Here is a 23,548-nt window from a genome sequence, read left to right on the forward strand (position 1 = left end):
TTTGATTAGAAAACAAAATGTAATAGGTAGTAAAACAGAGCAGCTAAAGAAGCTGAAATAGGAAGTGTAATAACCCATGTAATTAACATACGTTTTGCAGTTCCCCATTTTACTCCTTTCACACGGTGAGAAGCACCAACCCCTAAAATAGAAGAAGAGATAACGTGCGTCGTACTAACCGGTAAGTGAATGAATGTTGCACCGAAAATAACAAGTGATGATGATAAATCGGCAGCTACACCATTTACAGGACGAATTTTCATAATTTGTCCACCGACAGTTTTAATAATTTTCCATCCACCGACAGAAGTACCAAGCCCCATTGCGACAGCACAAGATAATTGTACCCAGAACGGGATATCGCTAGAAGTATGATAGTTATTAGCCATAAGTGCCATCGTAATGATCCCCATTGCTTTTTGTGCATCATTCGTACCGTGTGTGTAGGCTTGTAATGCTGCAGTGAAAATCTGGAATATACGGAAGTTCTTATTCGTTTTCGTTAAGTTAAAGTTTTTAAATACTACTTTAAAAATACTGTATACGATATAACCAATAACAAAAGCGATAATCGGTGAAATGATTAAAGCTTCAATAATTTTAATGAATCCTTTAAGATTTAGCGAGCTAATCCCAGCGGCCGCAATTGCAGCACCTGCGATTGCGCCGATAATTGCATGCGAAGAACTACTTGGAATACCGTAGTACCAAGTAATTAAGTTCCAAGCTATTGCCGCAAGCAAAGCAGCTAAAATTACAAGAGAACCATTTTGTAAGGCGAATGGATCAACGATATCTTTTGTAATCGTTTTTGCTACACCTGTAAATGTCATTGCGCCTAAAAAGTTCATAATAGCCGCCATAATAATGGCATGTCTAGGCTTTAGAGCTTTCGTTGAAACAGCCGTTGCAATAGCGTTTGCTGTATCGTGAAATCCATTGATAAAGTCAAAAGCTAAAGCGCAAATGACTACTAAAACGGTCAGTATCAAGAGTGTATCCATGATCAAACTCCTTACGCGTTCTTCATAATAATTGTTTCTAATACGTTTGCAACGCTTTGACAGCTATCAGCTACTTCTTCAAGCTCTTCGTAAATCTCTTTAAATTGAATAATCTTAATCGGATCTTTTTCACGAGAGAATAAGTGCTTAATCGCATGACGGCGAATATCATCACACTGTGATTCATAATCCTTAATCTTAATCGCATTTGTACGAATGTCGACTAATTTTTTGTTAGACATTAATTCAACAGAGTTTGCAATCTCAATCGCACATTGATTAATTGCTTCTACGAATTTAATCATGTATTCATCAGCTTCTGTAATAGAATACATTTCGAACAGACCAGCACTGTGATCTAATCCGTCTAATACATCATCCATACTCATTGCAAGTTGTAGGATGTCCTCACGCTCAATCGGAGTGATAAACGCTTTGTTTAACTCCATAATGATTTCGTGAATAAATGAGTCACCTTTTGACTCATACTCTTTCATGCGCATAGAAAACTCTTTTAAATCGCTAGCATTTTTAATTTTATACTCCACGAAAAACTGCGCGCCTTCTTTTAAATTTTCGGAAACATTCATTAACATTTCAGAAAATTTATCTTTTTTTGATTTAAAGACCATTATTGTTACCCCCACAAAAGTAATATATGTAAAATATATTGGCTAATCAATTCTAACAAAAAACTGTCGTTTTTTAAAACATTTTATCGAAAAGTTTACAAAAACTTAACATAACTCTCGTTGTTCTATTAATAATATTAATATCCAATAGTGAATATCTTACTTGTAGAATGTCCTTTTCTTGCAAAAAGTATGAATGCAAAAGAAAAGCTTTACACTATAGGAATGACTACGTTATTATAATAAATTTAAAAGGCGGTGTATTCTTCCTTTTAAAAAGAAGAGTGTAAATAAATGAAGGAAGTGAACGAATGAAATTGAAGAACACTCATTTTAAAAAAATGCTTGAGTGGTTCAATAAGAGGAAGAAACTTCGTAATTCATTAATTGTATTGGGAAGTGTACTCGTTACTCTATTTATTGCTGTAAATATAATAATTTCCATTCAAGACATATCTGAATTAAAACAAGCTGTTCCACAACCGACTTTAATTTATGATGCAAATAATGAGGTCGCAACTAAATTAGCTTCTTCGAAAACAGAAGGCGTTAAAAGAAAAGATATTCCTGATATTATGGTTCAGGCAATTGTTGCAGTAGAAGATAAGGAATTTTTTAACCATCATGGTATTTATTATAGTGGAATTATAAGTGCGGTTTTTAAAAATATTACAGCAGGAGAAGTTGTAGCAGGGGGAAGTACAATTACACAGCAGCTTGCGAAGAATGTATTTCTGACACAAGATCGTACATTTTCTCGTAAAATAAAGGAATACTTTTTAACAAAAAAAATAGAACGTACTTATACAAAAGATGAAATTATTGAAATGTATATGAATCAAATTTATTTTGGGGAAGGTGCTTGGGGTATAAAAAGGGCAGCAAAATCTTATTTTGATAAAGATGTAAAAGATTTATCAATTTCAGAAGCTGCAACGATTGCAGGCTTGATTAAAGCACCATCTGCATATTCACCTTATAAAAACTTTAACAAGTCAATTGAAAGACGTAATGTCGTATTAAGCTTAATGAAAGAGCAAGGGTATATTTCTGACGAACAGTATAATAAAGAAAAAGAGAGTGGTCTTGTATTAAAACGTGGTGTGGATGATAAATACAAGGGAAAATATTCTCAATATGTAGACTATATTGTTAGAGAAGCGATGGACAAATACGAATTGACACAAAATGAAATTTTAGCGGGTGGTTATCGTATTTATACAGAGCTTGACCCGAAAAAACAACAGGCTGTAGAAGACGTTGTGAATAATGATAGTTATTTCAAAGATAATGGCTCAGACCAACTGATGCAAACGGGTGTAGTTCTTATGAATCCAAAAACAGGTGGTGTACCAGCTTTAGTTGGAGGGAGAGGACCGTACCAGTTTTTACAGTTTAATCATGCAACCCAATTAAAAAGACAACCTGGCTCAACGTTAAAGCCTTTAGCTGTATATGTACCCGCGTTAGAGCAAGGGTATGAAGTATACGATATATTGAAAGATGAACCATTTAATATTAAAGAATATAAACCACAAAATAGCGATCATACTTTTCACGGTGATGTGACAATGTATGAAGCTGTGGCAAAGTCGTACAATGTTTCGGCTGTTTGGCTATTGGAACAGATTGGATTAGATAAAGGATTGAAATCTTTAGAGCGATTTGGTATTCCATTAGTGCCAGAAGATCGTACGTATCCAATCGCTTTAGGCGGTATGCATGTAGGAACATCCCCATTTGTAATGGCTCAAGCGTATAGTACATTTGCAAATGATGGTGTTCAAGTGGAAGCTCATGCGATTAGAGAGATACAAAATGCGGAAGGTGAAACGATTGGAAAGTGGTATAAGAAAGAGACACGAGTGACAAGCGAGAAAACTTCTCAAAAGATGACATATTTATTAAAAGGCGTTGTCGAAAAGGGAACGGGCGAAAAGGCGAAAGTTAATAATGTTGATACGGCCGGTAAGACAGGAACTACTCAAATTGTAAATGGCCCAAGCACCGGCGCAAAGGATTCATGGTTTGTTGGATACACACCAGATTTGGTAGGTGCGATTTGGGTAGGATATGATAAAACAGATAGCGATCATTATGTTCCGGGTGGTAGTCAAATTACGACGACAATGTTCCGGGATATTATGAAAAAAGCGAACGCAAATCCAGCTCAAAAAGCATTTCAGTTATCGCTCATATCTGAGGCTGATTATAAAAAACAATTGACTACAATAGAAGAGGAAAAACGAAGAAAAGAAGAAGAGAAGAGAAGGAAAGAAGAGGAACAACAAAGAAAAAAAGAGCAACAAGAGTGGATTGATAAAGTGAAAGAATGGATTCCTTCATTTTGGTAAAAGAAAGAGGCGAATAATGAAATTCGCCTCTTTTTTGTATGAAAAACAAAATGGAATTTTAAACGATTGAAATTATCCCTTCTCCGTACTAGTTACTACTCGTTAAGTATAATGTTCGTATTGCCAAAGGATTGAGAATCGTATGTGACAATTATTTTTCCTTTACTAATAGGTTCGTAAGGTAATTCTTCTTCGTAATTACCATTATTTTCATTGTGGATAGAAAGTGTAATTTCATCGATTTTTTTATTTGTATACTGATCTTTAATCGTTTCAGCAATTTGAAGTAACGCTTCGGAACTAGAAGCTTTCGTAATAAGCATTCCCGTTATAACTTTCTTTTCATTTTTTGTTGCATTGGAATAAGGGATGTTGCTTTGTTTCGTATACAAAATTTTGTATGGAACAGTTTTTCTATCTGCTTTTGAAATAGTGGAATATTTTAGAGTTAAAAAAAATCCTACACATAAAATAATGCATACCATAAGAGCAATCCAAATGCGTATTAGTGACATAACTCTCATTTTCATCCCTCTTTCATATCTTTGACTTCACTATTTATCATACAAAATGAGGATTAAGATAGAGTAAATTTGAGGTAAAGAAACGTAAAGAAGGAGCACTTATCCTCCCAAATAAGTGCTCCTTTCTATATAAAGAGAGATTTAATGCACGGTTAATCAATACATACAATTATCAATATACTTATTGAGTGAAAATTAGTAAATTCGGAATATAGATAGTGTTGCAGTTGTATCGCCTGTGTTAGGAATAGAAATAGTGTTTGCCGTAGGCTGTATAGAAATTGTTGTACCAGCTTGTAAAGTAACGATTGTAGAGAACGAAACAGCACTACCGATAACATTAGTTGAGAAATTACGAGTAGGTGGTTGACCATTGAATGAAATACCGAATCCAAATGGTGAAGATCCTGGGAAAGTTGTAGACGCTGAGAAACTAATATCATATACTCCTGTTTCTAAAATTGTTAAAGTATCTGAAGTATCGTTGAAAGAGATATTAGTTAATTCAAAAACTTGATTGAATTGGAGGTTTGTTCCAGGAGATATAGTTTGTGGATTGGAGTTTCCAATTGCAGCGATAGTTACAGGAATTGGAGTACCCGCTGGTCCTTGAGCACCAGTAGCACCTGTTGCGCCCGCTGGCCCTTGAGGTCCAGTAGCACCAGTAGCACCTGTTGCTCCCCCTCCAAGGCAACCTGATCCGTATTGAACTAGGATAGTTTGGATTTCTGTTATAAGTTTAACTAATTTGTCGATCGTACAACAATCTACTTTGAATAATTTAGCGATATACAGTAAATAATTAAGCAGACTTTGTAGCTCAACGTACAATGCTCCGCATGAGAAAGGTGTTGTTCTTAAAATAGTTAATAGATTAGCAATAATAGAATTTCCAATTTGTTTTTGTGCTGGAGATAAATCTAAGCAATTAAGGAATTTTTGTAGATTATTTAGGGCCGCGATTAAGTTGTCGATATTATTTTGAGAAGGGTTTTGAAAGACAGCTTGAATAGCTTGACCAAGAGCTTGAAGAAGTCTAACAAATTCTGTAAGTTCTGACTTAGGGATGTTAATATGGCTACATGCTCTTACTTCGCAACAATCATTACCATAAAATACTTTTCCTTTATTTTTATTGTTCATCTTTTCATTCTTTTCTTTCATAGAATCATTAGTCATTACTATATATTAAAATGAAATTTATACTAAATTCGTGATGGACAAACTACCATTTCTAAAAAAATAAGAAATTGGCCCACCTACGAAAGAAATAAGTAAGATATAGAGAAAGGTTTATATAATGTAAAGAAGAAAAGTGCAACATAAAAAACTACATGCTAATTGTTGGGAGTGTTTAACAATTGGCATGTAGTTCGTGGATTAGTCCTCTATTTACATTGATTTAATTTTTCAAGGGTTGTTTTAGGTAAGATTGGAATTGAAATAGTGAAAGTTGTACCATCTTCATTACTAGTCATTTTTAATGTGCCGTTATGATTTTGGATGATTTTTTTTGTTACTGACAAGCCTAGTCCTGTTCCCGAATCCTTCGTTGAGAAGAATGGGTCAAAGATATATTCTGGAATAGCTGGAGGAATACCAATTCCATTATCTGTGAAAGTAATCCGAATGAAGTTATTAAGGCGATAACTAGTAATTTGAATAGAAAGAGGTTTGTCGCCTTGAGCATCGACGGCATTTTGAAATAGATTTAAAAACACTTGAACAAGTTCATGTCGATCAATATTGACTAAAATATCATCTAATTCATTAGAGAAGTTATAATCAATTGAAATATTATGCAAGGAAACTTCACTAGCTAGTAACTGTTGAATATAGTCACGTAAAAATGTATTGATGGGAAACGGTTCTCTTGTAAATTCCCGTGTTTTTGAAATGGCTAAAAATTTTGTAATAATATTATTTGCACGATCTAATTCAGGGATAAGCAAGTTTTTAAATAACTCTTTATTTGATGGAGAAACGCTTTCTTGTAAAAATTGTAAGTATCCTCGTACTGTTGTAAGAGGATTTCGTACTTCGTGTGCAATTCCAGCTGCGATTCGCCCTGCTAACGAAAACTTCTCTGCATCACGTTCTGTATTTAAATAATGAAAGACACTAATAACTCTAAAAATCTCCCCGTTATAATCGCGAATAATTCGGTTATTTATAATGCCATAGTTTTTGTCTAAAACTTCTTCATTATATATTTCTGTTCCCGTTTTTAATGTTTCAATCGCTTTAATTTTTTCTTCCGGCAAGTTTAGTAATTGTGGAATCGGTTTTCCGATAATATCATTTCGTATTATACCGAAATCATCTGCAGCAACTTGATTACATAAAGTAATATTCCCTTTACTATCGATAAAGGTTACATGATGTGAAAAGGCATCAAAAATATGTACAAAGTGTTTTTCAAGTTGTTCAAATAAAAATAATGAATCACAAGTAAGTTGAAAATGAGCCTCTTTATTCTCTTTTGGTATTTCTTGAATGGAATGAGTCGTTCTAGTTTTCTTTATTCGTAAACCAATATGTGGATTTTTGTATGTGAAATGATGTGGTAATTGATTCACAAGTTCTTCATAAAAACGTACTTTATTTTCTAGTTCTTCAATTCGTTTTTCATGAGATACAGTAGCATCGTTTGGAAGCATAAATAAATAACCCCTCATTTTAAAAATTCTTCCATATAGTATATCATATTTTTATAAGGATACCCTTAAAGAAAAGGCTACATGATGCAAAGTGAATAGAAGATGAAGTTAAAAAGGGAGGGGTATATGTGCTGTTTATTGGAGTGACAGGATGGGGAGATCATGATTCTTTATACATAAATCCCTATGAAAATAGAAATAAATTACGAACATACAGCGAGTATTTTCCTATTGTGGAAGTGGATAGTTCATTTTACGCAATGCAACCTGCACGAAATTATATAAAATGGGCAATGGAAACGCCGAAAGATTTTTCTTTTGTCGTAAAAGCGTATCAAGGAATGACAGGACATATGAAAGGTGAAATTCCTTTTTCTAGGTTCGATGAGATGTTTGATGTGTATAAACAGTCTATTCTTCCTTTAATAGAAGCTGATAAATTAAAAACAATTTTATTTCAATATCCACCATGGTTTGATTGCAAAAAGAAAAATGTAGATTTTCTTCGATATACGAAAGAAAAAATGGAAGGTTTACCATGTGCAATAGAATTTCGAAATCAAACATGGTTTTATCCAGAAATGAGAGATAAGACGTTACAGTTTCTAGAACAGGAGAAATGGATTCATACAATTTGTGATGAACCACAGGCTGGGATAGGTTCTGTGCCACTCGTGTTAGAGGTTACGAATTCAGACATGGCATTAATACGTTTTCACGGTCGAAATGTTCATGGTTGGCTTGAGAAAGGGGAAAATTGGAGAGCGGTTCGCTGTTTATATCGCTACAACAATAAAGAACTGGAAGAATGGGTTGAACGACTAGAGCAATTAAAAAAGAAAACAAAGGATATATATGTACTGTTTAACAACAATTCAGGTGGGGATGCAGCAGATAATGTGAAACAGCTTATGAAAATGATGAACATTACATATGGTGAGCCGAAGCCGGAGCAATTAAATTTTTTTGAATGATAATAAACAAGAAAGGCACTGTACAAACAGGGGGAATGTACAGTGCCTTTCTATATGAAAAAGAGGGGTAACAATGTTACTGAGTGTTTGGTTGATTCATCAATTGTTGGCTTCATAATAAATGATAATGGTTATCATTATCATTGTCAATGGTTTTTCTAAAAATATATAAAAAACTTTGTGTATTTTAAATAGAGATAAAAAAAGAACAGCGATTAATGCTGTTCTTTTCCATTGACGAATTGTTGTAAATCAAAAGGAGTTATCGCTTGGATAAATTCTTTTGAGATAAGTGTTTGAACGAGAGTGCTCTCAGAGATAGAAGCACCTGTTTTCTTTTCATAAGCTTGTTTTAATAAATCAAGTTTTTCAGCCGTTTCTTTTGGTAATTCAATTGTAAGTGTGTTCATAATTTCTCCCCCTTATTATTAGAGTACCACTACAGTATAGGAGAGACAAGAAAAGAGAATACGAAATATAAAAAAGGTTACCAAATTTTAAAATGGTAACCTTTTTTATGTATAAGAGTTATTAAGCAATACCGATATACTTTAAAGTTTTTGATGGAGTACTGTGATCAAAGAAGTGTTGTAAAAACGCAATATCAACACCTGATTTGTATGCACAATAACCCCAAGTTTTTCGAAGTGTATGTGAGCTAATCCCTTCTAATCCAACTTCTTTTGCGGCTTTGTTTAAAATGTACCATGCATGTTGTCTCGTAATAGATTTTGTTCCTTTTTGAGATTTTAACAATGGTTCATTACGTTTCCAAGTTTTACGTTCTTTCATGTAGTCTTCGATTGCGTGCTGTAAGTCTTCATTTACAGCAAACCATTTATGTTTCTTCACTTTTTCATTGTAAAATAAAATGGAATGGCGAACATTTTCATTTTCATCGATTACATCACTAACTTTTAATTGTAAGATTTCACTTACTTTTAAGCCAGAATTTACAGCTAATACGAATAATAAGCCATCACGTTTCGAAGATTGTAAAAGTATATTTTTGATAGTTTCTAATTGTTTTTCATTTTGAATAGGTTGTCCTGCTTGTTTCATTTCACGCACTCTCCTCTTTTATATGTGTAAAGGAAAGGATTAACTTGTTTCTTACTATAAAGGGAGAGTGTGAATTTCATGTGAACTCCTAGTGAAATTAAGACAAATTATTTGACTTCTTTTACTTTTTGTAAATTGAAATAGAATACAACACTGTTAGTCGTATTATACACACCATACTCGGCATGATGGAGGTCTAAAATGTTTTTTACAATAGATAATCCGAGACCGGTACCTCCGGTGTGACGGCTACGTGATGCATCTAGACGATAGAAGCGATCCCAAATTTTTTCAAGACTTTCTTCAGGGATAGGGTTTCCTGTATTCTCGATTTCGACTTTTACGGTATCTTCTGCTTCTATAATGGAGACTTGTATTTTTTCTCCCTCTGGCGTATAACGGATTGCATTACTTAGTAAGTTCACAACTACTTGTTCAATGCGACTGCGATTTGCTGTAACAAGTATAGAAGGGTCTGCATCGATGTTCACTTGTAAATGTTTTTCTTCCATGCTAAATAATAATTTTGTGTAGACTTGTTGCGTTAATTCACCGATTGAGAACGTCGTCATATCTAGTTTGTAAGTACCAGATTCCAACTTTGCTAATTCTAACATTTCAACAATCAGCCTGTTCATATTTTCTGTTTCTTCTAAAATAACATCAGTATAATACGAAGTATCCTTACTAACACCATCTTTAATTCCTTCTGCAAAACTTCTAATTACACTTAGCGGTGTTTTTAATTCGTGTGATACGCCAGAAATGAATTCTTTTCTTGTTTTTTCTAATTGACGTTCACGTTCAATATCTTGTTGTAACTTTGTATTAGCAACATTTAATCGATCGATTCGATCTTTTAAATTTACAGATAATGTATTGATACTGCCAGAAAGCCCGCCAATTTCATCGTCAGCTGTAACAGGTAATTTCTCGCTGAAATCAAAATTAGCCATTTTTTTTGTAACACGATTTATTTTAATTAATGGCTTTACAATAATTTTTGAGTAGTAGAAGGATAACAAAATAATTACGAGAAACACGATGATTAAGGCATAGACATAATAATCTTTTAAAACGAGCATCGCTTCATTAACAGGCTGCAAAGATGCTATCGCAAAAGCATATTCTGTAATCCTTCCATTTTCTATAATCGGTTTTACAAAGATACTATTTTTTATATTTTCTCCACCATCTAATATGAAAGTACTTAATTGGTTCGAGTTAGAAGTGCCCTCTCTAATCATATCAGCAAAATATTGAACGGCTTGTAATGTTTCAATATCATTTGCAAGACGAACCTCAGCTTTGGATGGGAGCTGTAACTTAGTTATAACACCTGTAAAGACGATTCGAGTTGTAGATTTGTATCGGCTTGCAAGTCTGTTCTTAGAAGGGTTACCATTAATTGACTGAAAATCCGAATAGAAATGTTCGTTCTGCCATTGATTATAATTCGTTCCTAATTTTTGTGGTGTGATTATATTATTCTCTTGTACGACTCCATCAACATTGATTATTACATCTTTTTTTAAACCTAAATTTTCGAATTTATTATATTCTTCTGGTGTTAAAAGATTATTGAGTGGAATGGAATACTGTTTATTATTGTTGGGATTAAATACATCGATATAGTAATTGTTATCACTTTTAATAATACCGTTAGAGTCCAAAAACTGCATATCGGCATTTGTTTTATCATGAAATTCTTGTTTTAGTTTTCTAACCTGCTCATAACTTTTATCACTTTTATCATAATTATCTACGAATTTTTCAAAAGCAGTTTGGACTGTTTTTACTTTCTTATTAATATAAAATTTCTCTAAAAATAGAGATTGTCCTAGGAAAAAAAGTAGGAATATGATTGTAAATAAAGTGGATGTTAATAAAAATAGTTTAAAGACGATACTTCTGTTTTTCACTACGTCACCTCTTATGAGAAATACTGTAAATGATTTCTTTATCCCGCTTTAACGGGCAATAAGACTCCCACTTCAAAATTCGGCGAATACAAGGGAGTTAAGTGGGAAATCAATTGCCCGTAAAATCCGATTGGTTCAACTAATAATCAGTGGGGGATGGAAAAAACCTCCACTGATTAAAGTTTCACTTTATTATAACAAACGTTACAAGAAAGTAGAGGGGAGAAATCTGTCTCTTTATAAAGTAGTTATTTATAAAAAGTCACATAAAAAGAACTCGCCAGACGTATGACAAGTTCTTTAGTGTATTATTGTTGAATTGCTGCATCTAAAGCGATTTCAATCATTTCGTTAAATGTAGTTTGACGCTCTTCAGATGTTGTTTCTTCGCCAGTGAAGATGTGATCGCTAACTGTTAATACAGATAATGCATTTACACCGTATTTCGCTGCTAATGTGTAAAGAGCAGTTGTTTCCATTTCTACTGCTAATACACCGTAATCTCCAAGTTTTTTAACCATGTCCATGCTTTCACGATAAAACACATCTGCTGTTAAAACGTTACCGACACGAACGTGTAATCCTTTTTCAGTTCCAGCATCATAAGCTTTCTTTAAAAGGTCAAAGTTTGCAGCTGGTGCAAAATCAAATCCTGGGAATGTTAAACGGTTCATATTAGAATCAGTACAAGCCGTCATTGCGATAATAACATCACGAACTTTTACATCTTTTTGAATTGCACCGCAAGTTCCAACGCGAATTAAATTTTTAACTCCGTAGCTTTGGATTAATTCGTTTACATAAATAGAAATAGAAGGAACACCCATACCTGTACCTTGAACAGATACACGTTTTCCTTTATAAGTTCCAGTGAAACCTAACATACCACGCACATTATTATAGCAAGTAACGTCCTCTAGAAATGTTTCAGCGATATATTTTGCACGTAATGGATCACCAGGTAATAGAATAGATTCAGCGATTTCGCCTTGTTTTGCTTCGATATGTACACTCATAAAAAAGTCCTCCTTATAATGTATTGATAGAAATCAATATCATTTGCATTATACACTATGAATCCTTTCAATTAAAATCTTTTTATTATTTGTAATATGTGCAAAATAGGAGGATTTCATAAATCATAATCTAGAATATATATCTTAAGAAGTTTTGTATGAATAGAGACAATAAAAATGGTAGGTGATGTTTTGAAAAATCTTGTCATCGGGCTTATTGCGTTAGTACTTATTGTGGCAGGAGGATTTTACATAAAAAAATATCAAAAAAACGAAGAGACTGTAGGAGATGTTCAGGAAGTAAAGTGGGATGTTTCAAATGGAAAGGGAAATGAGAAAGTAGATATTGTATTTCAGTTGTTAAACAACAAGAATAATGAAATTCGTGGTGTAAATGATCAAATGCGGGCAGTGATTGTAGATGGACAGTTAAAAAACATACAACAAATTAAACCCACATTTGCAGGGAACGGGTCATATAAGTTATCTTCCAAAATAGCGAAAGACGAAGAATATACAATATTTTTATACGAAGATAAAAATAAGTCCGTAGAGTCATTCGCTAGGAAGAATTTTGGTAGAACGAAAGAGGAGAACAATAAGAAAAAAGTGAAATTTCCAATCGACAGTGTACTTACAAAAAAAATAGGAGAGTATGAAGTTTCTCTTTTATTTGGCGCATTACATCCGAATGAACCAGTTACGTTAACATTTCAGTTTCAAGCGAAAAAGGGTGAAAAATTGAAATTGCATTCAGAGAGAGGAGAAGTAGAGTCACTCTATATAGTGGATGAAACGAAGGAGAATTTTTTATACGCTATGCCTGTAGATACGGATGAACAATTACAATACCGAATTACATTTCCTGCCGAGGGCACGTATAAAATGTGGGGGAATTTCTATATAAATGGTAAGAAGTATGAAAAAGAATTTATTGTACAAGTTCAAAAAAGAAAAAACAGCTAAGAATTTAGCTGTTTTTTCTTTTTCCTATTAATTTTGTTACAGAGAGCATTGTAATTGGTAAAGAATGATTCTTTCTAAATGCTAAATATTTACCGCTCCATGCTGGTTTATATTTTTCTTTAAAATGTCGTAATCCGCTGAAACTATACGTATAACGAACGTTATTAAAGATTGCAGCAGCCACTCGTTCAGACCAGAAAGACTGTGTGGATAAACCAACATTTGAAAGTGGTGCCATACCGATATTAAAGGAGTGGTATTCATTTTCTTTTGCCCACTGGAATAAGTGGATGAAAATTGCGTCCATAATGCCGCTAGGCGCATCTGGATAATATCGCATTAAATCGACAGATAATGATCCGTTTTGATATACAGGCATGAATGTTGTGAATGCAATAATTTTTCCATCCGAATCAGATAATGTTGCGATAGGAGCGCGACTAATATATTCACGATCGAAGTATCCGAGTGAAAAACCTTTCTCTTTTTTTCCACCAAGCCATGCATCTGAAACTTTTCTTAACTCTTCATATAATTCGTCGGAGAAAGGTGGCTCATGAATAGAGAATGTATAGCCTTCTCTTTCAAAACGGTTGAAAGTAGCTCGCATGCCAGCGCGTTTCTTTCCTGTTATTGTAAAGGTATTTAAATCAACAACAGCTTCTTCACCAAGCTTAAAGAAGTTATAACCAAAATCGTGGTATAAACTCATCCATTTACTTTCAATTTGATAGAATACACAAATGTATCCAAATCGATCAGCCTCAGCTAAAAACTCTTGCAATACAGTACGATAGGAGGAAGGGTCCCCAATTGGATCACCTAGTACAATAAGTCGTTTTCCAGTTATTGAGAAGAGAATGAGTGCTTTTCCATCACTACTGAAAAAGAACTGTTTATCTCCTAAAAAACCTAAATGACTAAGTACATTTCCACCATGTTTATCTAAGAAGTTTTGTAATCGTTTATCATTAGCTGGTTGCCCGGGAAATTCATTTCGATAACGATTTGCAATGAGTGAACCAATTAGTAAAAAAGTAGGAACAAAAAAGGCAGCTGCTAATGCACTTCGTTTCACTTGTGTAATATTACGAACGACAAAATCAGGTTTGAAAGCTTCTTTTGCACCTGCAAATAAAATACCTAAGTTTTTATATAAATATAACGTTACAAGTAGGAATATAAAAACTTTTACGATATCGGAAAGTGAGACTTCCATTTTCTCACGTACAAACCTTTTACGAAGCATATACAATACAGCGAGTACGATTAATAAAATAAAAGTTTCTTCAACATCAATTCCTTTTAGTGTGTTAAAAATAGCCGCTCCAATTAAAGAAACAATCGTCATATAATAAGAACGTTTTGTTCCGTAATATATCCCCCGCGAAAGAATGAGGAGGAGAATACCGAATGTTAGCGATAAGCTAAAAGAAAATTGAATAAGATGTTTTGGAGCTAGAATATGTAAGGCGTGTGCCCGATTTATACTTGTCGGTAGAATGGTTGATAAAATAACCATTAAGCCAGCAAATACTGTTAAAGCAGCAGATGCCCAAGAACCTAACTTTCCTAGAAAGTCACGCTGCAAAGTCCATATAACACCAGTTGTCTCTAATGCAGGCGCAATAAAAGGTTTATCTTCAAACTTTTTAATGGCTACTCCTGTCATTTCAAAAGCTGCAAAAATGAGACCAAGGCAGAAGGGCAAGATGTAATAGACGAGACGATATAATAACATAGCAGGGAGTAAAACACCTGTATCGATGCCGTATTGCCCAAGCCCAGTTAAGAAGACAAGATCAAATGATCCAAGGCCACCAGGAACAAGACTAACGACACCAGCTAAAGCAGCAATAACATATACGCCTAAAAACTTTTGGAATTCGATTTCAATGCCAAATAATAGTAATATGACGTACATAACAATACCAGCGGATACCCACTCGACTAATGAAACTAATGAGTATAAAACAGTTGGGTTTTTCTCCTCTTCTTCTTGTTCCTCTGTTTGCGTCGCTTTTCTATTTTTTAATTTAGAAAATCCGATATATATAGGGACGAAAAGAGCGAAGAAGATAAGAACAGGCCATAGCCATGGTTTTTCATGCAAAATAAATCTCGTGTCTAATATTCCGATGAGACCAAGAAATGAAAGAATGGCTAATCCATTAATAAAGGCAGTTGTCATCCAAGCGATACTTTTAATAAGTTTTCCATTTTCTTTTATATATGGACGATAAAGCATTGTGCGTACGCCGGCTCCAACAAGACCACCAAACCCGATAAATCCATTTAAAGTATTAGCAATCCACGAGATACGGAAAATCTTTTGGACAGGGATATCAGCTTTTAAGTAACGAAGCATAACATAGTCATAAAAGAACATTGTTGATACAGCGAATGCACCAAGTGTAATTGCTAAAAAGACTCCTCCAGTTGGAATGTTTTTAATTGTATCAATCGCTTCTAAAAAAGAAATGCCCGCTAATTCTTTTTTTGCTTGAAAGAATACAATTGTTAATACAACAAATGGGAAGACAATTTTCCCGATTTGTAAGAAACGTTTCCATGAAAACGACATAAATACAACTCTCCTTGTATAAGAAAACTGAGACAATAATATTATTATGACAAACTTCAAGAAAAATAAAAAGGTAAATTCCTGTATAGGCGAGCTATTTTTTATATAGGTATATTTAAAAGAATATTTTGTTTATCAGAAAATTAAGTTAGAATAAGATGAAAGAGGGGGAGGGGAGTATATGATTATAAAAGGTTACGTAGGATATGAGTTAGAAAAAGCGAAACCTAATACATCAGAAGATTTTTTTAACAGATCTGAAGTGACATATATATTAAATGGTAAAGAGAAAACTTTTTCGGTTGTATACGTTCGATATTTTGAAGAAGTTTTACAAGAAATTACTCCTTTTGAAGGAAATCCAGTGTATAAAGTAGAAGAACAAAACATATATTTGCGTGATATTGTAGCGATATGTTGTTTAGTGAAAGATAAGGAGCTTCGTGCGCAAAAACGTTTGTATTTAAATAATATGGAAGAATTTCAACAATATTTTGATGAGGGAACGGTGTCGAAAGTACAAGAAATATTGGCTGAATTACATAAAAATAAAAGAGTAGAAATAGCGTGAAATGGCAAAGGAGAGAGAAAAATGTCTAATTTGATGGTTGAAAATCAAACAGAACAAGTTTCTATATTTTTAGAAGATGCTATTAATTTGATAACTAATTATGTAAATTATCATACGTTACCTTCTTTATTAGAGGAAACACCAGCAGGGAATGAGCAATATTATAAAGGGGTATTAGCATCAATGAGACGACTTCTCGTTTTTTGCGAAGAAGGACAGGATGCATGTTTTGTTTTGTTGAATAGCCAGCCATTTCGAAAAACAGCAGCTGAAAAAATTTTATATAAGATTTACCATCAAGTAATTGCAGAGTTTTTTTCACCGAAGAGTGATCATTGGTATGAAAATAGTCGGTCTGCATATACAGGGAAAAATTCTATCGTTTTTCAACAAACACCACCTGCATCTTTGGAGCAGGTGATGAAGAGTTTAGAAGGTAAATTTCAATTGATGCGTGAAGAACTAGAATATTATGAGACGGATTATCAGACAAAGATGTTACACAAATATTGATTGAGGAAAAGAAGCTAAGGTGACTTAGCTTCTTTTCCTTTTGTACAGTTATATAAGGGATTTTCATTGAATATAGTTAAGTGGATAGCATTAGGGAGGTGCAACATGAATCAGCAAGGTGTATTTACAGATTACTTTCATGAAGTAGAAAATTGGTGTGAAAGTGTTCTTCACGTATTAGATAGCCGCGCAATGGAAGTGTATGATGTCCATATGCTTGCTTATAAAATTCAGACGTTATTAGAGCGTATGAAAGAGCATGAGTATGAAACAGATGCAGAGTTTATGTATGAAATAAGCGATGATGTAGAACATATTCAGCATCACTTGCAGGAAGTATTTATGCAAGAAGAAGAGGAATATGAATTATATGAAAGAGGGGATAGTGAACGAGCTGTCCCAATTGGAGGACATACACTCCCGCCATTACCTTATCCGTATAATGCATTAGAACCGTATATTTCTAAAGAAATTATGATGTTACATCATGATAAACATCATCGGAGTTACGTGGAAGGGTTAAATAAAGCAGAGAAGATGATGGAAGAAGCGAGAAAAACAAATAAATTTGATTTAATTAAGCATTGGGAAAGGGAAGCGGCTTTTCATGGGTCAGGTCATTACTTACACACGATATTTTGGAATAACATGAAAAAAGACGGTGGTGGAAGTCCAAGAGGAGATTTTTCACAACAAATTGAACAAGATTTTGGGAGCTTTTTACGTTTCCAAAAACATTTTACAGAAGCGGCCTCTAAAGTAGAAGGTTCAGGCTGGGCAATTCTCGTTTGGGTACCCCGGTCTGGAAGGTTAGAAATTTTGCAAAGTACACTTCATCAATTATTTACACAATGGGATACGATACCGCTCCTTGTACTAGATGTCTGGGAACATGCGTATTATTTACAATACCAAAATCGAAAAGATGAATATATTAAAAACTGGTGGAATGTTGTAAATTGGCCTGATGTAGAAAAAAGGTTTGAAACTGCGAAACAAATTGAATGGACACCATATTAGACGCAAATTCTCTGCGTCTTTTTTAATGGAAGTAGAAGGAAGATTTCGTTCATATTTTAAAAGGCCAAGCATACACTTGTACAAAAAGTGCCAAAAGGACGTGGGGGGAAATATGAGACGAATTTGTGTAATCATTACGCTTCTTATGATGTATGCAAGCGTTATGCCGATTCCTACATATGCAAAGATGAACAGCAATGTCAGTGCTCGAAATGCTGTATTAATGGAGCAACAGTCTGGTCGTGTATTATACGGAAAAGCAGAACATGAGCCTCAAAAAATTGCTAGTATAACAAAAATTATGACCGCCTTATTAGCTGCTGAATCAGGGAAGATGAAAGAAATGGTATCAGTTAGTAATGAAGCGGTGAGGGTGGAAGGATCGGCAATCTATTTAAAGCCTGGACAAAAAGTGAAGTTAGAAGATTTAGTATACGGACTCATGCTTAGATCTGGTAATGACGCAGCGCAAGTAATTGCTGAAAGTGTGGGTGGGAGTATAGATGGATTCGTATATTTAATGAATCAAAAAGCGAAAGAAATTGGAATGAAAGATACGCACTTCTCAAACCCTCATGGCTTAGATGGAGATGGATCACATTATTCGTCGGCTTACGATATGGCATTATTAACGAAATATGCAATGGGAAACGAGACATTTAAGAAAATCTTTGGAACCAAAACATATAAATCAGATTCTTGGGATTACCCGTGGAAAAATAAACATAAGCTGGTAACGTCTTATTATGAATTTGCAACAGGAGGAAAAACAGGCTTTACGAAGAAAGCTGGGCGAACGCTTGTGACAACGGCATCAAAAGATGGACTAGATTTAATTGTCGTAACTTTGAGTGCCTCTAGTGATTGGGATGATCATATGAATTTGTTTGATAAAGGTTTTGAACGTTTCAAACAAACGAAAGTTTTAGGACAAGGAGCAATTGCTGAAATAAATGAAAAGAAGTATGCCAACCATGTTTATACGAAAAATAGTTTTTCGGTACCGTTAACTGAAGAAGAAAAAAAGAACGTAGTATTAAAAGTTGAACTCCATAAAAGTACAAAACTTACGGATGGAGTAAAGGTTGGGAAGACAGACATTTATGTTGGTAATGAAAAAGTTGGAGAACGGAATTTATTTTATAGTAAACGGAAGTTAGTAGCTACAACGGGACTTTACTGGAATAATGTGAAAGAAATTTTTTCTTACATGATAGGTGTTGGGAACGATGGTTAATCTCGTATGGGTAGCGATGGCTGTCATTGGGATTGTATACGCCATGATAAATGGCACGATGGAAGAAGTGAATAAAGCTGTATTTGACGGAGCAAAAGATGCGGTAACGATTTGTATAGGACTTATTAGTGTTTTAGTATTTTGGCTCGGTTTAATGAAAATTGCAGAGGAAGCCGGATTGTTAAAAAAATTAGTTACACTTTTTATGCCGATAGTAAAAAGGTTGTTTCCAGAAATACCAAAGGATCATCCGTCCATGGGATTTATTCTATCAAATATGATGGCAAACTTTTTTGGTCTAGGTAATGCAGCAACCCCTCTTGGTATTAAAGCGATGGAACAACTGAAAGAGTTAAATGGAGGAAAGGATTCGGCGAGCCGTTCTATGGTGACGTTTCTAGCATTAAATACATCAGCCATTACATTAATTCCTACGACAGTCATTTCCATTCGAATGACGTATGAATCAGCGAATCCTACTGAAATTGTTGGGGTAACATTTATTGCACAAGTACTTTCTATGATTGGAGCAATTTGGATTGACCGCTATTTTTACCGAAGAAGGAGTAGAAAGGGGCGGAAAAAATGAGTATTGTAAATACAATTTCTTTATGGGTAATTCCTTGTGTAATTGGTTTTATCCTTTTATATGGCACAATAAAGAAAGTACCGACGTATGAATCGTTCGTTGAGGGAGGAAAAGAAGGGATTCAAATTGCAATTTCCATCTTACCGTTTATGGTTGGAATGCTTGTGTCTATTTCTATATTCCGGTCTTCAGGTGCGTTAGATGCAATGATATCGGTAATGAAGCCAATGTTAGATTTGATCCATGTTCCAGCAGAAATTGTTCCACTAGCACTTATACGCCCTATTTCAGGCTCTGCTGGTTTAAGTATTACGACCGATTTAATTGCCACATATGGGCCAGATTCGTTTATTGGGAGATTGGCTTCTACGATGCAGGGAAGCACAGATACGACTTTCTATATTTTAACTGTATATTTTGGCGCGGTCGGGATTAGAAAAATGGGTGATGCACTAAAAGTAGGACTTTTTGCAGATTTAATAGGGATTATATGCTCAATTGTGTTCGTTTCTTTATTGTTTCAGTAATACTATTCATTTTTTACGCTATTTCGCTTATAATACGTATACGACCACTATTAAGGTGTAGCTTAATAGTGGTTTTTTTATGTGGTATTTTTGACAAAATGATGAACTTTTATTGTGAGAAATATGAAAAATATGGACAATAATAAAGGGTAAAAACATGATTTGACCTTTATATGTTTATTATCATCGCTATGTTGTTTAAGTAAGATGAAGCGAATAGCCGTAAAGCGTATGCGGTTGCCAAGTCTTTCTAATGTAAGGTAAGATAAATTCGAGGTGAAAAAAAGAAATGGAACGATTACAAAAAGTGATTGCGCAAGCAGGTATTGCATCGAGAAGAAAGGCTGAGGAATTAATTCAGCAAGGAAAAGTGAAAGTTAATGGAAAAATAGTGAAGGAGTTAGGGACAAAAGTAACTCCTCAAGATAAAGTAGAAGTAAATAACATCCCTCTTGAAAAAGAAGAACCTGTTTATTTTTTACTATATAAACCAACTGGCGTAATTTCAAGTGTATCAGACGATAAAGGAAGAAGTGTTGTAACGGACTTTTTCCCGGAAATTACACAACGTTTATTCCCAATCGGACGCTTAGATTATGATACGTCTGGCGTATTATTAATGACAAACGATGGGGACTTCGCAAACGTATTAATGCATCCTAGATATAAAGTTGAAAAAACATATGTTGCAAAAATAAAAGGTCCATTAACAGGTGAGAAAATTCGCATGTTAGAACGCGGTGTTACGTTAGAAGACGGTAAAACAGCGCCAGCGCGTGTGAAAATTATTTCTTGGGACAAGCGTAAAGAGATGGCTATTGTACAGTTAACAATTCATGAAGGACGTAATCGTCAAGTACGTCGTATGTTTGAAGCGTTAGACTGTAAAGTAGTGAAATTAAAACGTGAACGTTATGCTTTCTTAGAAGTAGGAAGCCTGCGACCTGGTGATGCGAGAGAATTGACACCACATGAGGTGAAACAATTACGCGCACTTGCTTCTACAAAGCCAAGATAAGCTATAGAGTTAAAAATTCACCAGTGGAGTGCTCTGCTGGTGATTTATTCAATACAACATTTACAGAAGATAATACATAACATTTATCGAGGAGAGGAGAGGTAATATGAAGAAAAATCGCTTATTATTTCGCGTTATTATTCTACTCATTTTATGTGGTGCTGTAGGATTTACCCTTTATCAAGGATTCTTTGCTAATAAAGAGAAAATGCAAATCGGAAAAGAAGCACCTAACTTTGTTGTGACGGATTTAGAAGGGAAGAAAATTGAACTAAAAGATTTAAAGGGAAAAGGTGTATTTTTAAACTTTTGGGGCACGTGGTGTAAACCTTGTGAAAAAGAAATGCCTTATATGAATGAATTATATCCAAAGTATAAAGAAAAAGGTGTTGAAATCATAGCGTTAGATGCAGATGAAACGGATATTGCAGTAAAGAACTTTGTGAACCAGTATGGTTTGAAATTCCCAGTTGCCATTGATAAAGGACAAAAGATTATAGGAACATATGGAGTAGGTCCATTACCGACAAGCTTTTTGATTGATAAAGATGGAAAAGTAGTGGAGCAAATTATAGGTGAACAAACGAAAGAACAGTTAGAAGGGTATTTAAAGAAAATTACTCCGTAATAAAGAAAGCCTTTACATAAGGGGTGCGTGTCTATAGTGCCTCTGGTTTAAAAATTCTGAGTATTGTGGTAACTTGAGGTTAGAATATACAATAGTACATATAGATACAGGGGCGGTGAGAGTGTTGAAAGAAATTAAATGTGAATGTGGACATGTTAATCCGATAGGAACCGTTTTTTGTGAAGCTTGCGGGAAACCATTTGAAAGCAATGAAAATGCAAAACTATTGGATATGCGCTATGAGGGGAGTGCACGGAGATCTCTCACGCAGACAAAAACGATAGTCGATAAAATTTGGAGCTTTTTCTCTTCTGTAAAAGTGGGTGTATGGCTAATCGTAATAACGTTAGCTGCATCAGCGATAGGAACTATTTTTCCGCAAGAAATGTACATAACTCCAGGGATTGCACCAGCTGAATATTATAAACAAGAATACGGATTTTTAGGACAATTATACTATCAATTAGGATTTAATAATTTATACGGTTCATGGTGGTATATGATTTTGATTGCTTCTATCGGTATTTCACTTGTGATATGTAGTTTAGACCGCGTTATTCCACTTTATAAAGCTTTAAAAAAGCAAGGTGTAAAAAGACATCCTAGCTTTTTAAAGAGACAGAGATTATATGGGACTGGTACACCGCAAGATGGTGACCTGGAAAGAGTGCAAAAGAATTTAAAGAAAAGAAACTATAACGTGAAAGTGGAAGACGGAAACGTTTTAGCAGAAAAGGGACGCTTCTCGCGTTGGGGTCCATATGTAAATCATATCGGCCTTATTATCTTTTTATTCGGTGCGATGCTTCGTTTTTTACCGAGTATGTACGTAGACGAAGCACTTTGGTTACGTGATGGTGAAACGAAAGAAATACCAGGGACGGATGGACAGTACTACTTAAAAAACGAGAAATTTATAAAAGAAGTTTATGATAAAAGTAAGGACAAAGAAGTTTTTGAGGAAGCGATTGATCGTGTAGGCGATAAAATGATTGCGAAAAACTTCCAAACGAATGCCGTATTATATAAAGCAGTAGGAGAAAATATAGCAGGACAAAAACCGAAATTAGAAAAAGTAAAAGAAGCGGAAATTCGAGTGAATGAACCACTGAAATTTGATCAATTTGCAGTGTATCAAGTGGATTATAAAGAAAGTGAATTTAAAAGTATGTCCTTTAACTTGCAAAATAAAGAAAATAATCAAAAGTGGGGACCGATTAAAGTAGATTTAACGAATCCTAAGGAAAAATATGATTTAGGAACTGGTTATTCTCTAGAACTATTAAGCTATTTTCCTGATTTTTATTTTGATGAGAATGGAAAACCAAATACAAAAACGAAATTACCAAACAATCCTGCATTTGTATTTAAAATGTTTACACCTGAAACACCAGATGGTGAAGTGAGTTTTGTTGGTATTCAGCAAAATATAGAACCAGATGGAAACAACAAATATAAAATGTCGTTTGCAGGTGTTGAAATGCAAAATGCAACAGCACTTACTGTAAGAAAAGATTTAACGCTTTGGATTCTCGGTATTGGAGGATTTATATTTATGGTTGGTGTCATTCAAGGTATGTATTGGAATCATCGCCGTATTTGGATACAACGTGTTAATGATGAATGGTGGATTGCAGGGCATACAAATAAAAATTGGTTCGGTTTAAAGAAAGATATTGAAAGAGTAATAGAAGGTACAGCAATTCCACAGCCAAATGATAAAGTAATTGATAAAAAAATTAGTTAA

The 23,548-nt window shown here is 34.3% G+C and carries 22 protein-coding genes; 12 read left to right on the plus strand and 10 right to left on the minus strand.

Annotated elements, in window-relative coordinates; translation table 11 throughout:
- Nucleotides 1-5: 5 nt before the first annotated feature.
- Together MR169_RS20805 and MR169_RS20810 are read right to left on the minus strand one after the other, a co-directional pair.
- On the minus strand, nucleotides 6-1,004 hold the full coding sequence (locus MR169_RS20805; protein ID WP_000380270.1) for an inorganic phosphate transporter: 999 nt from the start codon (nucleotides 1,002-1,004) through the stop codon (nucleotides 6-8).
- Between the two features lie 11 nt (nucleotides 1,005-1,015).
- Complete coding sequence (locus MR169_RS20810; RefSeq protein WP_000231447.1) at nucleotides 1,016-1,636, minus strand: DUF47 domain-containing protein; 621 nt, start codon at nucleotides 1,634-1,636, stop codon at nucleotides 1,016-1,018.
- A gap of 311 nt (nucleotides 1,637-1,947) precedes the next feature.
- Here MR169_RS20810 and MR169_RS20815 point away from each other — a divergent pair, with 311 nt between their 5' ends.
- Nucleotides 1,948-3,990: a transglycosylase domain-containing protein gene (locus tag MR169_RS20815; protein ID WP_242319960.1), complete on the plus strand. Its 2,043-nt coding sequence runs from the start codon at nucleotides 1,948-1,950 to the stop codon at nucleotides 3,988-3,990.
- Between the two features lie 95 nt (nucleotides 3,991-4,085).
- Here the strand turns inward: MR169_RS20815 and MR169_RS20820 are convergent, their stop codons facing one another.
- From MR169_RS20820 to MR169_RS20830, 3 genes are all read right to left on the minus strand, one after another.
- On the minus strand, nucleotides 4,086-4,514 hold the full coding sequence (locus MR169_RS20820; RefSeq protein WP_001265577.1) for a hypothetical protein: 429 nt from the start codon (nucleotides 4,512-4,514) through the stop codon (nucleotides 4,086-4,088).
- 195 nt (nucleotides 4,515-4,709) lie between these two features.
- Nucleotides 4,710-5,693 (minus strand): Gly-Xaa-Xaa repeat protein, encoded by a 984-nt coding sequence (locus MR169_RS20825; protein ID WP_240853202.1) that lies wholly within the window; start codon nucleotides 5,691-5,693, stop codon nucleotides 4,710-4,712.
- 209 nt (nucleotides 5,694-5,902) lie between these two features.
- Nucleotides 5,903-7,174: an ATP-binding protein gene (locus MR169_RS20830; RefSeq protein ID WP_242319961.1), complete on the minus strand. Its 1,272-nt coding sequence runs from the start codon at nucleotides 7,172-7,174 to the stop codon at nucleotides 5,903-5,905.
- Nucleotides 7,175-7,302: 128 nt separating this feature from the next.
- Between MR169_RS20830 and MR169_RS20835 the strand changes: the two genes are divergently transcribed.
- Complete coding sequence (locus tag MR169_RS20835) at nucleotides 7,303-8,148, plus strand: DUF72 domain-containing protein (RefSeq protein WP_242319962.1); 846 nt, start codon at nucleotides 7,303-7,305, stop codon at nucleotides 8,146-8,148.
- Between the two features lie 215 nt (nucleotides 8,149-8,363).
- On the opposite strand, the gene MR169_RS20840 is transcribed toward MR169_RS20835, so the two are convergent.
- The 4 genes from MR169_RS20840 to deoD all read right to left on the minus strand — a co-directional run bounded on the left by MR169_RS20840 (nucleotide 8,364) and on the right by deoD (nucleotide 12,148).
- Nucleotides 8,364-8,558: a DUF3924 domain-containing protein gene (locus MR169_RS20840; RefSeq protein WP_001094860.1), complete on the minus strand. Its 195-nt coding sequence runs from the start codon at nucleotides 8,556-8,558 to the stop codon at nucleotides 8,364-8,366.
- Between the two features lie 121 nt (nucleotides 8,559-8,679).
- Nucleotides 8,680-9,210, minus strand: a complete 531-nt coding sequence (locus MR169_RS20845; protein WP_000806236.1) for a tyrosine-type recombinase/integrase — start codon at nucleotides 9,208-9,210, stop codon at nucleotides 8,680-8,682.
- Between the two features lie 107 nt (nucleotides 9,211-9,317).
- Nucleotides 9,318-11,132, minus strand: a complete 1,815-nt coding sequence (locus MR169_RS20850; RefSeq protein WP_000797517.1) for a sensor histidine kinase — start codon at nucleotides 11,130-11,132, stop codon at nucleotides 9,318-9,320.
- Nucleotides 11,133-11,440: 308 nt separating this feature from the next.
- Entirely contained in the window at nucleotides 11,441-12,148 is a 708-nt protein-coding gene (gene deoD, locus MR169_RS20855) for a purine-nucleoside phosphorylase (RefSeq protein WP_000110707.1), read from the minus strand.
- A 177-nt stretch (nucleotides 12,149-12,325) separates the two neighbouring features.
- On the opposite strand from deoD, the gene MR169_RS20860 reads away from it, so the two are divergent.
- The gene (locus MR169_RS20860; protein ID WP_242319963.1) at nucleotides 12,326-13,114 is read left to right on the plus strand and encodes a hypothetical protein; all 789 of its coding nucleotides are present in this window, start codon (nucleotides 12,326-12,328) and stop codon (nucleotides 13,112-13,114) included.
- Between the two features lie 4 nt (nucleotides 13,115-13,118).
- On the opposite strand, the gene mprF is transcribed toward MR169_RS20860, so the two are convergent.
- Entirely contained in the window at nucleotides 13,119-15,698 is a 2,580-nt protein-coding gene (gene mprF, locus MR169_RS20865; RefSeq protein WP_242319964.1) for a bifunctional lysylphosphatidylglycerol flippase/synthetase MprF, read from the minus strand.
- Between the two features lie 181 nt (nucleotides 15,699-15,879).
- Here mprF and MR169_RS20870 point away from each other — a divergent pair, with 181 nt between their 5' ends.
- From MR169_RS20870 to resB, 9 genes are all read left to right on the plus strand, one after another.
- A complete protein-coding gene (locus tag MR169_RS20870; RefSeq protein ID WP_000584365.1) occupies nucleotides 15,880-16,269 on the plus strand; it encodes a hypothetical protein in 390 nt (129 codons plus the stop codon).
- A 21-nt stretch (nucleotides 16,270-16,290) separates the two neighbouring features.
- The gene (locus MR169_RS20875; RefSeq protein ID WP_000067556.1) at nucleotides 16,291-16,782 is read left to right on the plus strand and encodes a YpuI family protein; all 492 of its coding nucleotides are present in this window, start codon (nucleotides 16,291-16,293) and stop codon (nucleotides 16,780-16,782) included.
- 105 nt (nucleotides 16,783-16,887) lie between these two features.
- Nucleotides 16,888-17,802 (plus strand): superoxide dismutase, encoded by a 915-nt coding sequence (locus tag MR169_RS20880; RefSeq protein ID WP_242319965.1) that lies wholly within the window; start codon nucleotides 16,888-16,890, stop codon nucleotides 17,800-17,802.
- A 112-nt stretch (nucleotides 17,803-17,914) separates the two neighbouring features.
- Nucleotides 17,915-19,039: a D-alanyl-D-alanine carboxypeptidase family protein gene (locus MR169_RS20885; RefSeq protein ID WP_001252637.1), complete on the plus strand. Its 1,125-nt coding sequence runs from the start codon at nucleotides 17,915-17,917 to the stop codon at nucleotides 19,037-19,039.
- Nucleotides 19,032-19,628, plus strand: coding sequence for a spore maturation protein SpmA (gene spmA / locus MR169_RS20890; protein ID WP_000247811.1), 597 nt, complete (start codon nucleotides 19,032-19,034; stop codon nucleotides 19,626-19,628). Before MR169_RS20885 ends, spmA begins: the two co-directional genes overlap by 8 nt.
- Nucleotides 19,625-20,155 carry a spore maturation protein SpmB gene (spmB, locus tag MR169_RS20895; protein WP_000029514.1) on the plus strand — a complete coding sequence of 177 codons (531 nt, stop codon included), beginning with the start codon at nucleotides 19,625-19,627 and terminating at the stop codon, nucleotides 20,153-20,155. The genes spmA and spmB overlap by 4 nt, the downstream gene beginning before the upstream one ends.
- Nucleotides 20,156-20,444: 289 nt before the next feature.
- Complete coding sequence (gene rluB / locus MR169_RS20900) at nucleotides 20,445-21,173, plus strand: 23S rRNA pseudouridine(2605) synthase RluB (protein WP_000440556.1); 729 nt, start codon at nucleotides 20,445-20,447, stop codon at nucleotides 21,171-21,173.
- A 106-nt stretch (nucleotides 21,174-21,279) separates the two neighbouring features.
- The gene (gene resA / locus MR169_RS20905) at nucleotides 21,280-21,801 is read left to right on the plus strand and encodes a thiol-disulfide oxidoreductase ResA (RefSeq protein ID WP_000742194.1); all 522 of its coding nucleotides are present in this window, start codon (nucleotides 21,280-21,282) and stop codon (nucleotides 21,799-21,801) included.
- A gap of 121 nt (nucleotides 21,802-21,922) precedes the next feature.
- On the plus strand, nucleotides 21,923-23,548 hold the full coding sequence (gene resB, locus MR169_RS20910; RefSeq protein ID WP_016117480.1) for a cytochrome c biogenesis protein ResB: 1,626 nt from the start codon (nucleotides 21,923-21,925) through the stop codon (nucleotides 23,546-23,548).

Origin of the sequence: Bacillus cereus group sp. BfR-BA-01349 (assembly GCF_022663795.1) — a bacterium.
GTDB lineage: Bacteria > Bacillota > Bacilli > Bacillales > Bacillaceae_G > Bacillus_A > Bacillus_A cereus.

What these genes read in the sequence shown, in the direction of transcription:
- MR169_RS20805 (WP_000380270.1), bottom strand. Translation starts at nt 1,004, where the DNA reads ATGGATACACTCTTGATACTGACCGTTTTAGTAGTCATTTGCGCTTTA.
- MR169_RS20810 (WP_000231447.1), bottom strand. Translation starts at nt 1,636, where the DNA reads ATGGTCTTTAAATCAAAAAAAGATAAATTTTCTGAAATGTTAATGAAT.
- MR169_RS20815 (WP_242319960.1), top strand. Translation starts at nt 1,948, where the DNA reads ATGAAATTGAAGAACACTCATTTTAAAAAAATGCTTGAGTGGTTCAAT.
- MR169_RS20820 (WP_001265577.1), bottom strand. Translation starts at nt 4,514, where the DNA reads ATGAGAGTTATGTCACTAATACGCATTTGGATTGCTCTTATGGTATGC.
- MR169_RS20825 (WP_240853202.1), bottom strand. Translation starts at nt 5,693, where the DNA reads ATGACTAATGATTCTATGAAAGAAAAGAATGAAAAGATGAACAATAAA.
- MR169_RS20830 (WP_242319961.1), bottom strand. Translation starts at nt 7,174, where the DNA reads ATGCTTCCAAACGATGCTACTGTATCTCATGAAAAACGAATTGAAGAA.
- MR169_RS20840 (WP_001094860.1), bottom strand. Translation starts at nt 8,558, where the DNA reads ATGAACACACTTACAATTGAATTACCAAAAGAAACGGCTGAAAAACTT.
- MR169_RS20845 (WP_000806236.1), bottom strand. Translation starts at nt 9,210, where the DNA reads ATGAAACAAGCAGGACAACCTATTCAAAATGAAAAACAATTAGAAACT.
- deoD (WP_000110707.1), bottom strand. Translation starts at nt 12,148, where the DNA reads ATGAGTGTACATATCGAAGCAAAACAAGGCGAAATCGCTGAATCTATT.
- MR169_RS20860 (WP_242319963.1), top strand. Translation starts at nt 12,326, where the DNA reads ATGGTAGGTGATGTTTTGAAAAATCTTGTCATCGGGCTTATTGCGTTA.
- mprF (WP_242319964.1), bottom strand. Translation starts at nt 15,698, where the DNA reads ATGTCGTTTTCATGGAAACGTTTCTTACAAATCGGGAAAATTGTCTTC.
- MR169_RS20870 (WP_000584365.1), top strand. Translation starts at nt 15,880, where the DNA reads ATGATTATAAAAGGTTACGTAGGATATGAGTTAGAAAAAGCGAAACCT.
- MR169_RS20875 (WP_000067556.1), top strand. Translation starts at nt 16,291, where the DNA reads ATGTCTAATTTGATGGTTGAAAATCAAACAGAACAAGTTTCTATATTT.
- MR169_RS20880 (WP_242319965.1), top strand. Translation starts at nt 16,888, where the DNA reads ATGAATCAGCAAGGTGTATTTACAGATTACTTTCATGAAGTAGAAAAT.
- MR169_RS20885 (WP_001252637.1), top strand. Translation starts at nt 17,915, where the DNA reads ATGAGACGAATTTGTGTAATCATTACGCTTCTTATGATGTATGCAAGC.
- spmA (WP_000247811.1), top strand. Translation starts at nt 19,032, where the DNA reads ATGGTTAATCTCGTATGGGTAGCGATGGCTGTCATTGGGATTGTATAC.
- spmB (WP_000029514.1), top strand. Translation starts at nt 19,625, where the DNA reads ATGAGTATTGTAAATACAATTTCTTTATGGGTAATTCCTTGTGTAATT.
- rluB (WP_000440556.1), top strand. Translation starts at nt 20,445, where the DNA reads ATGGAACGATTACAAAAAGTGATTGCGCAAGCAGGTATTGCATCGAGA.
- resA (WP_000742194.1), top strand. Translation starts at nt 21,280, where the DNA reads ATGAAGAAAAATCGCTTATTATTTCGCGTTATTATTCTACTCATTTTA.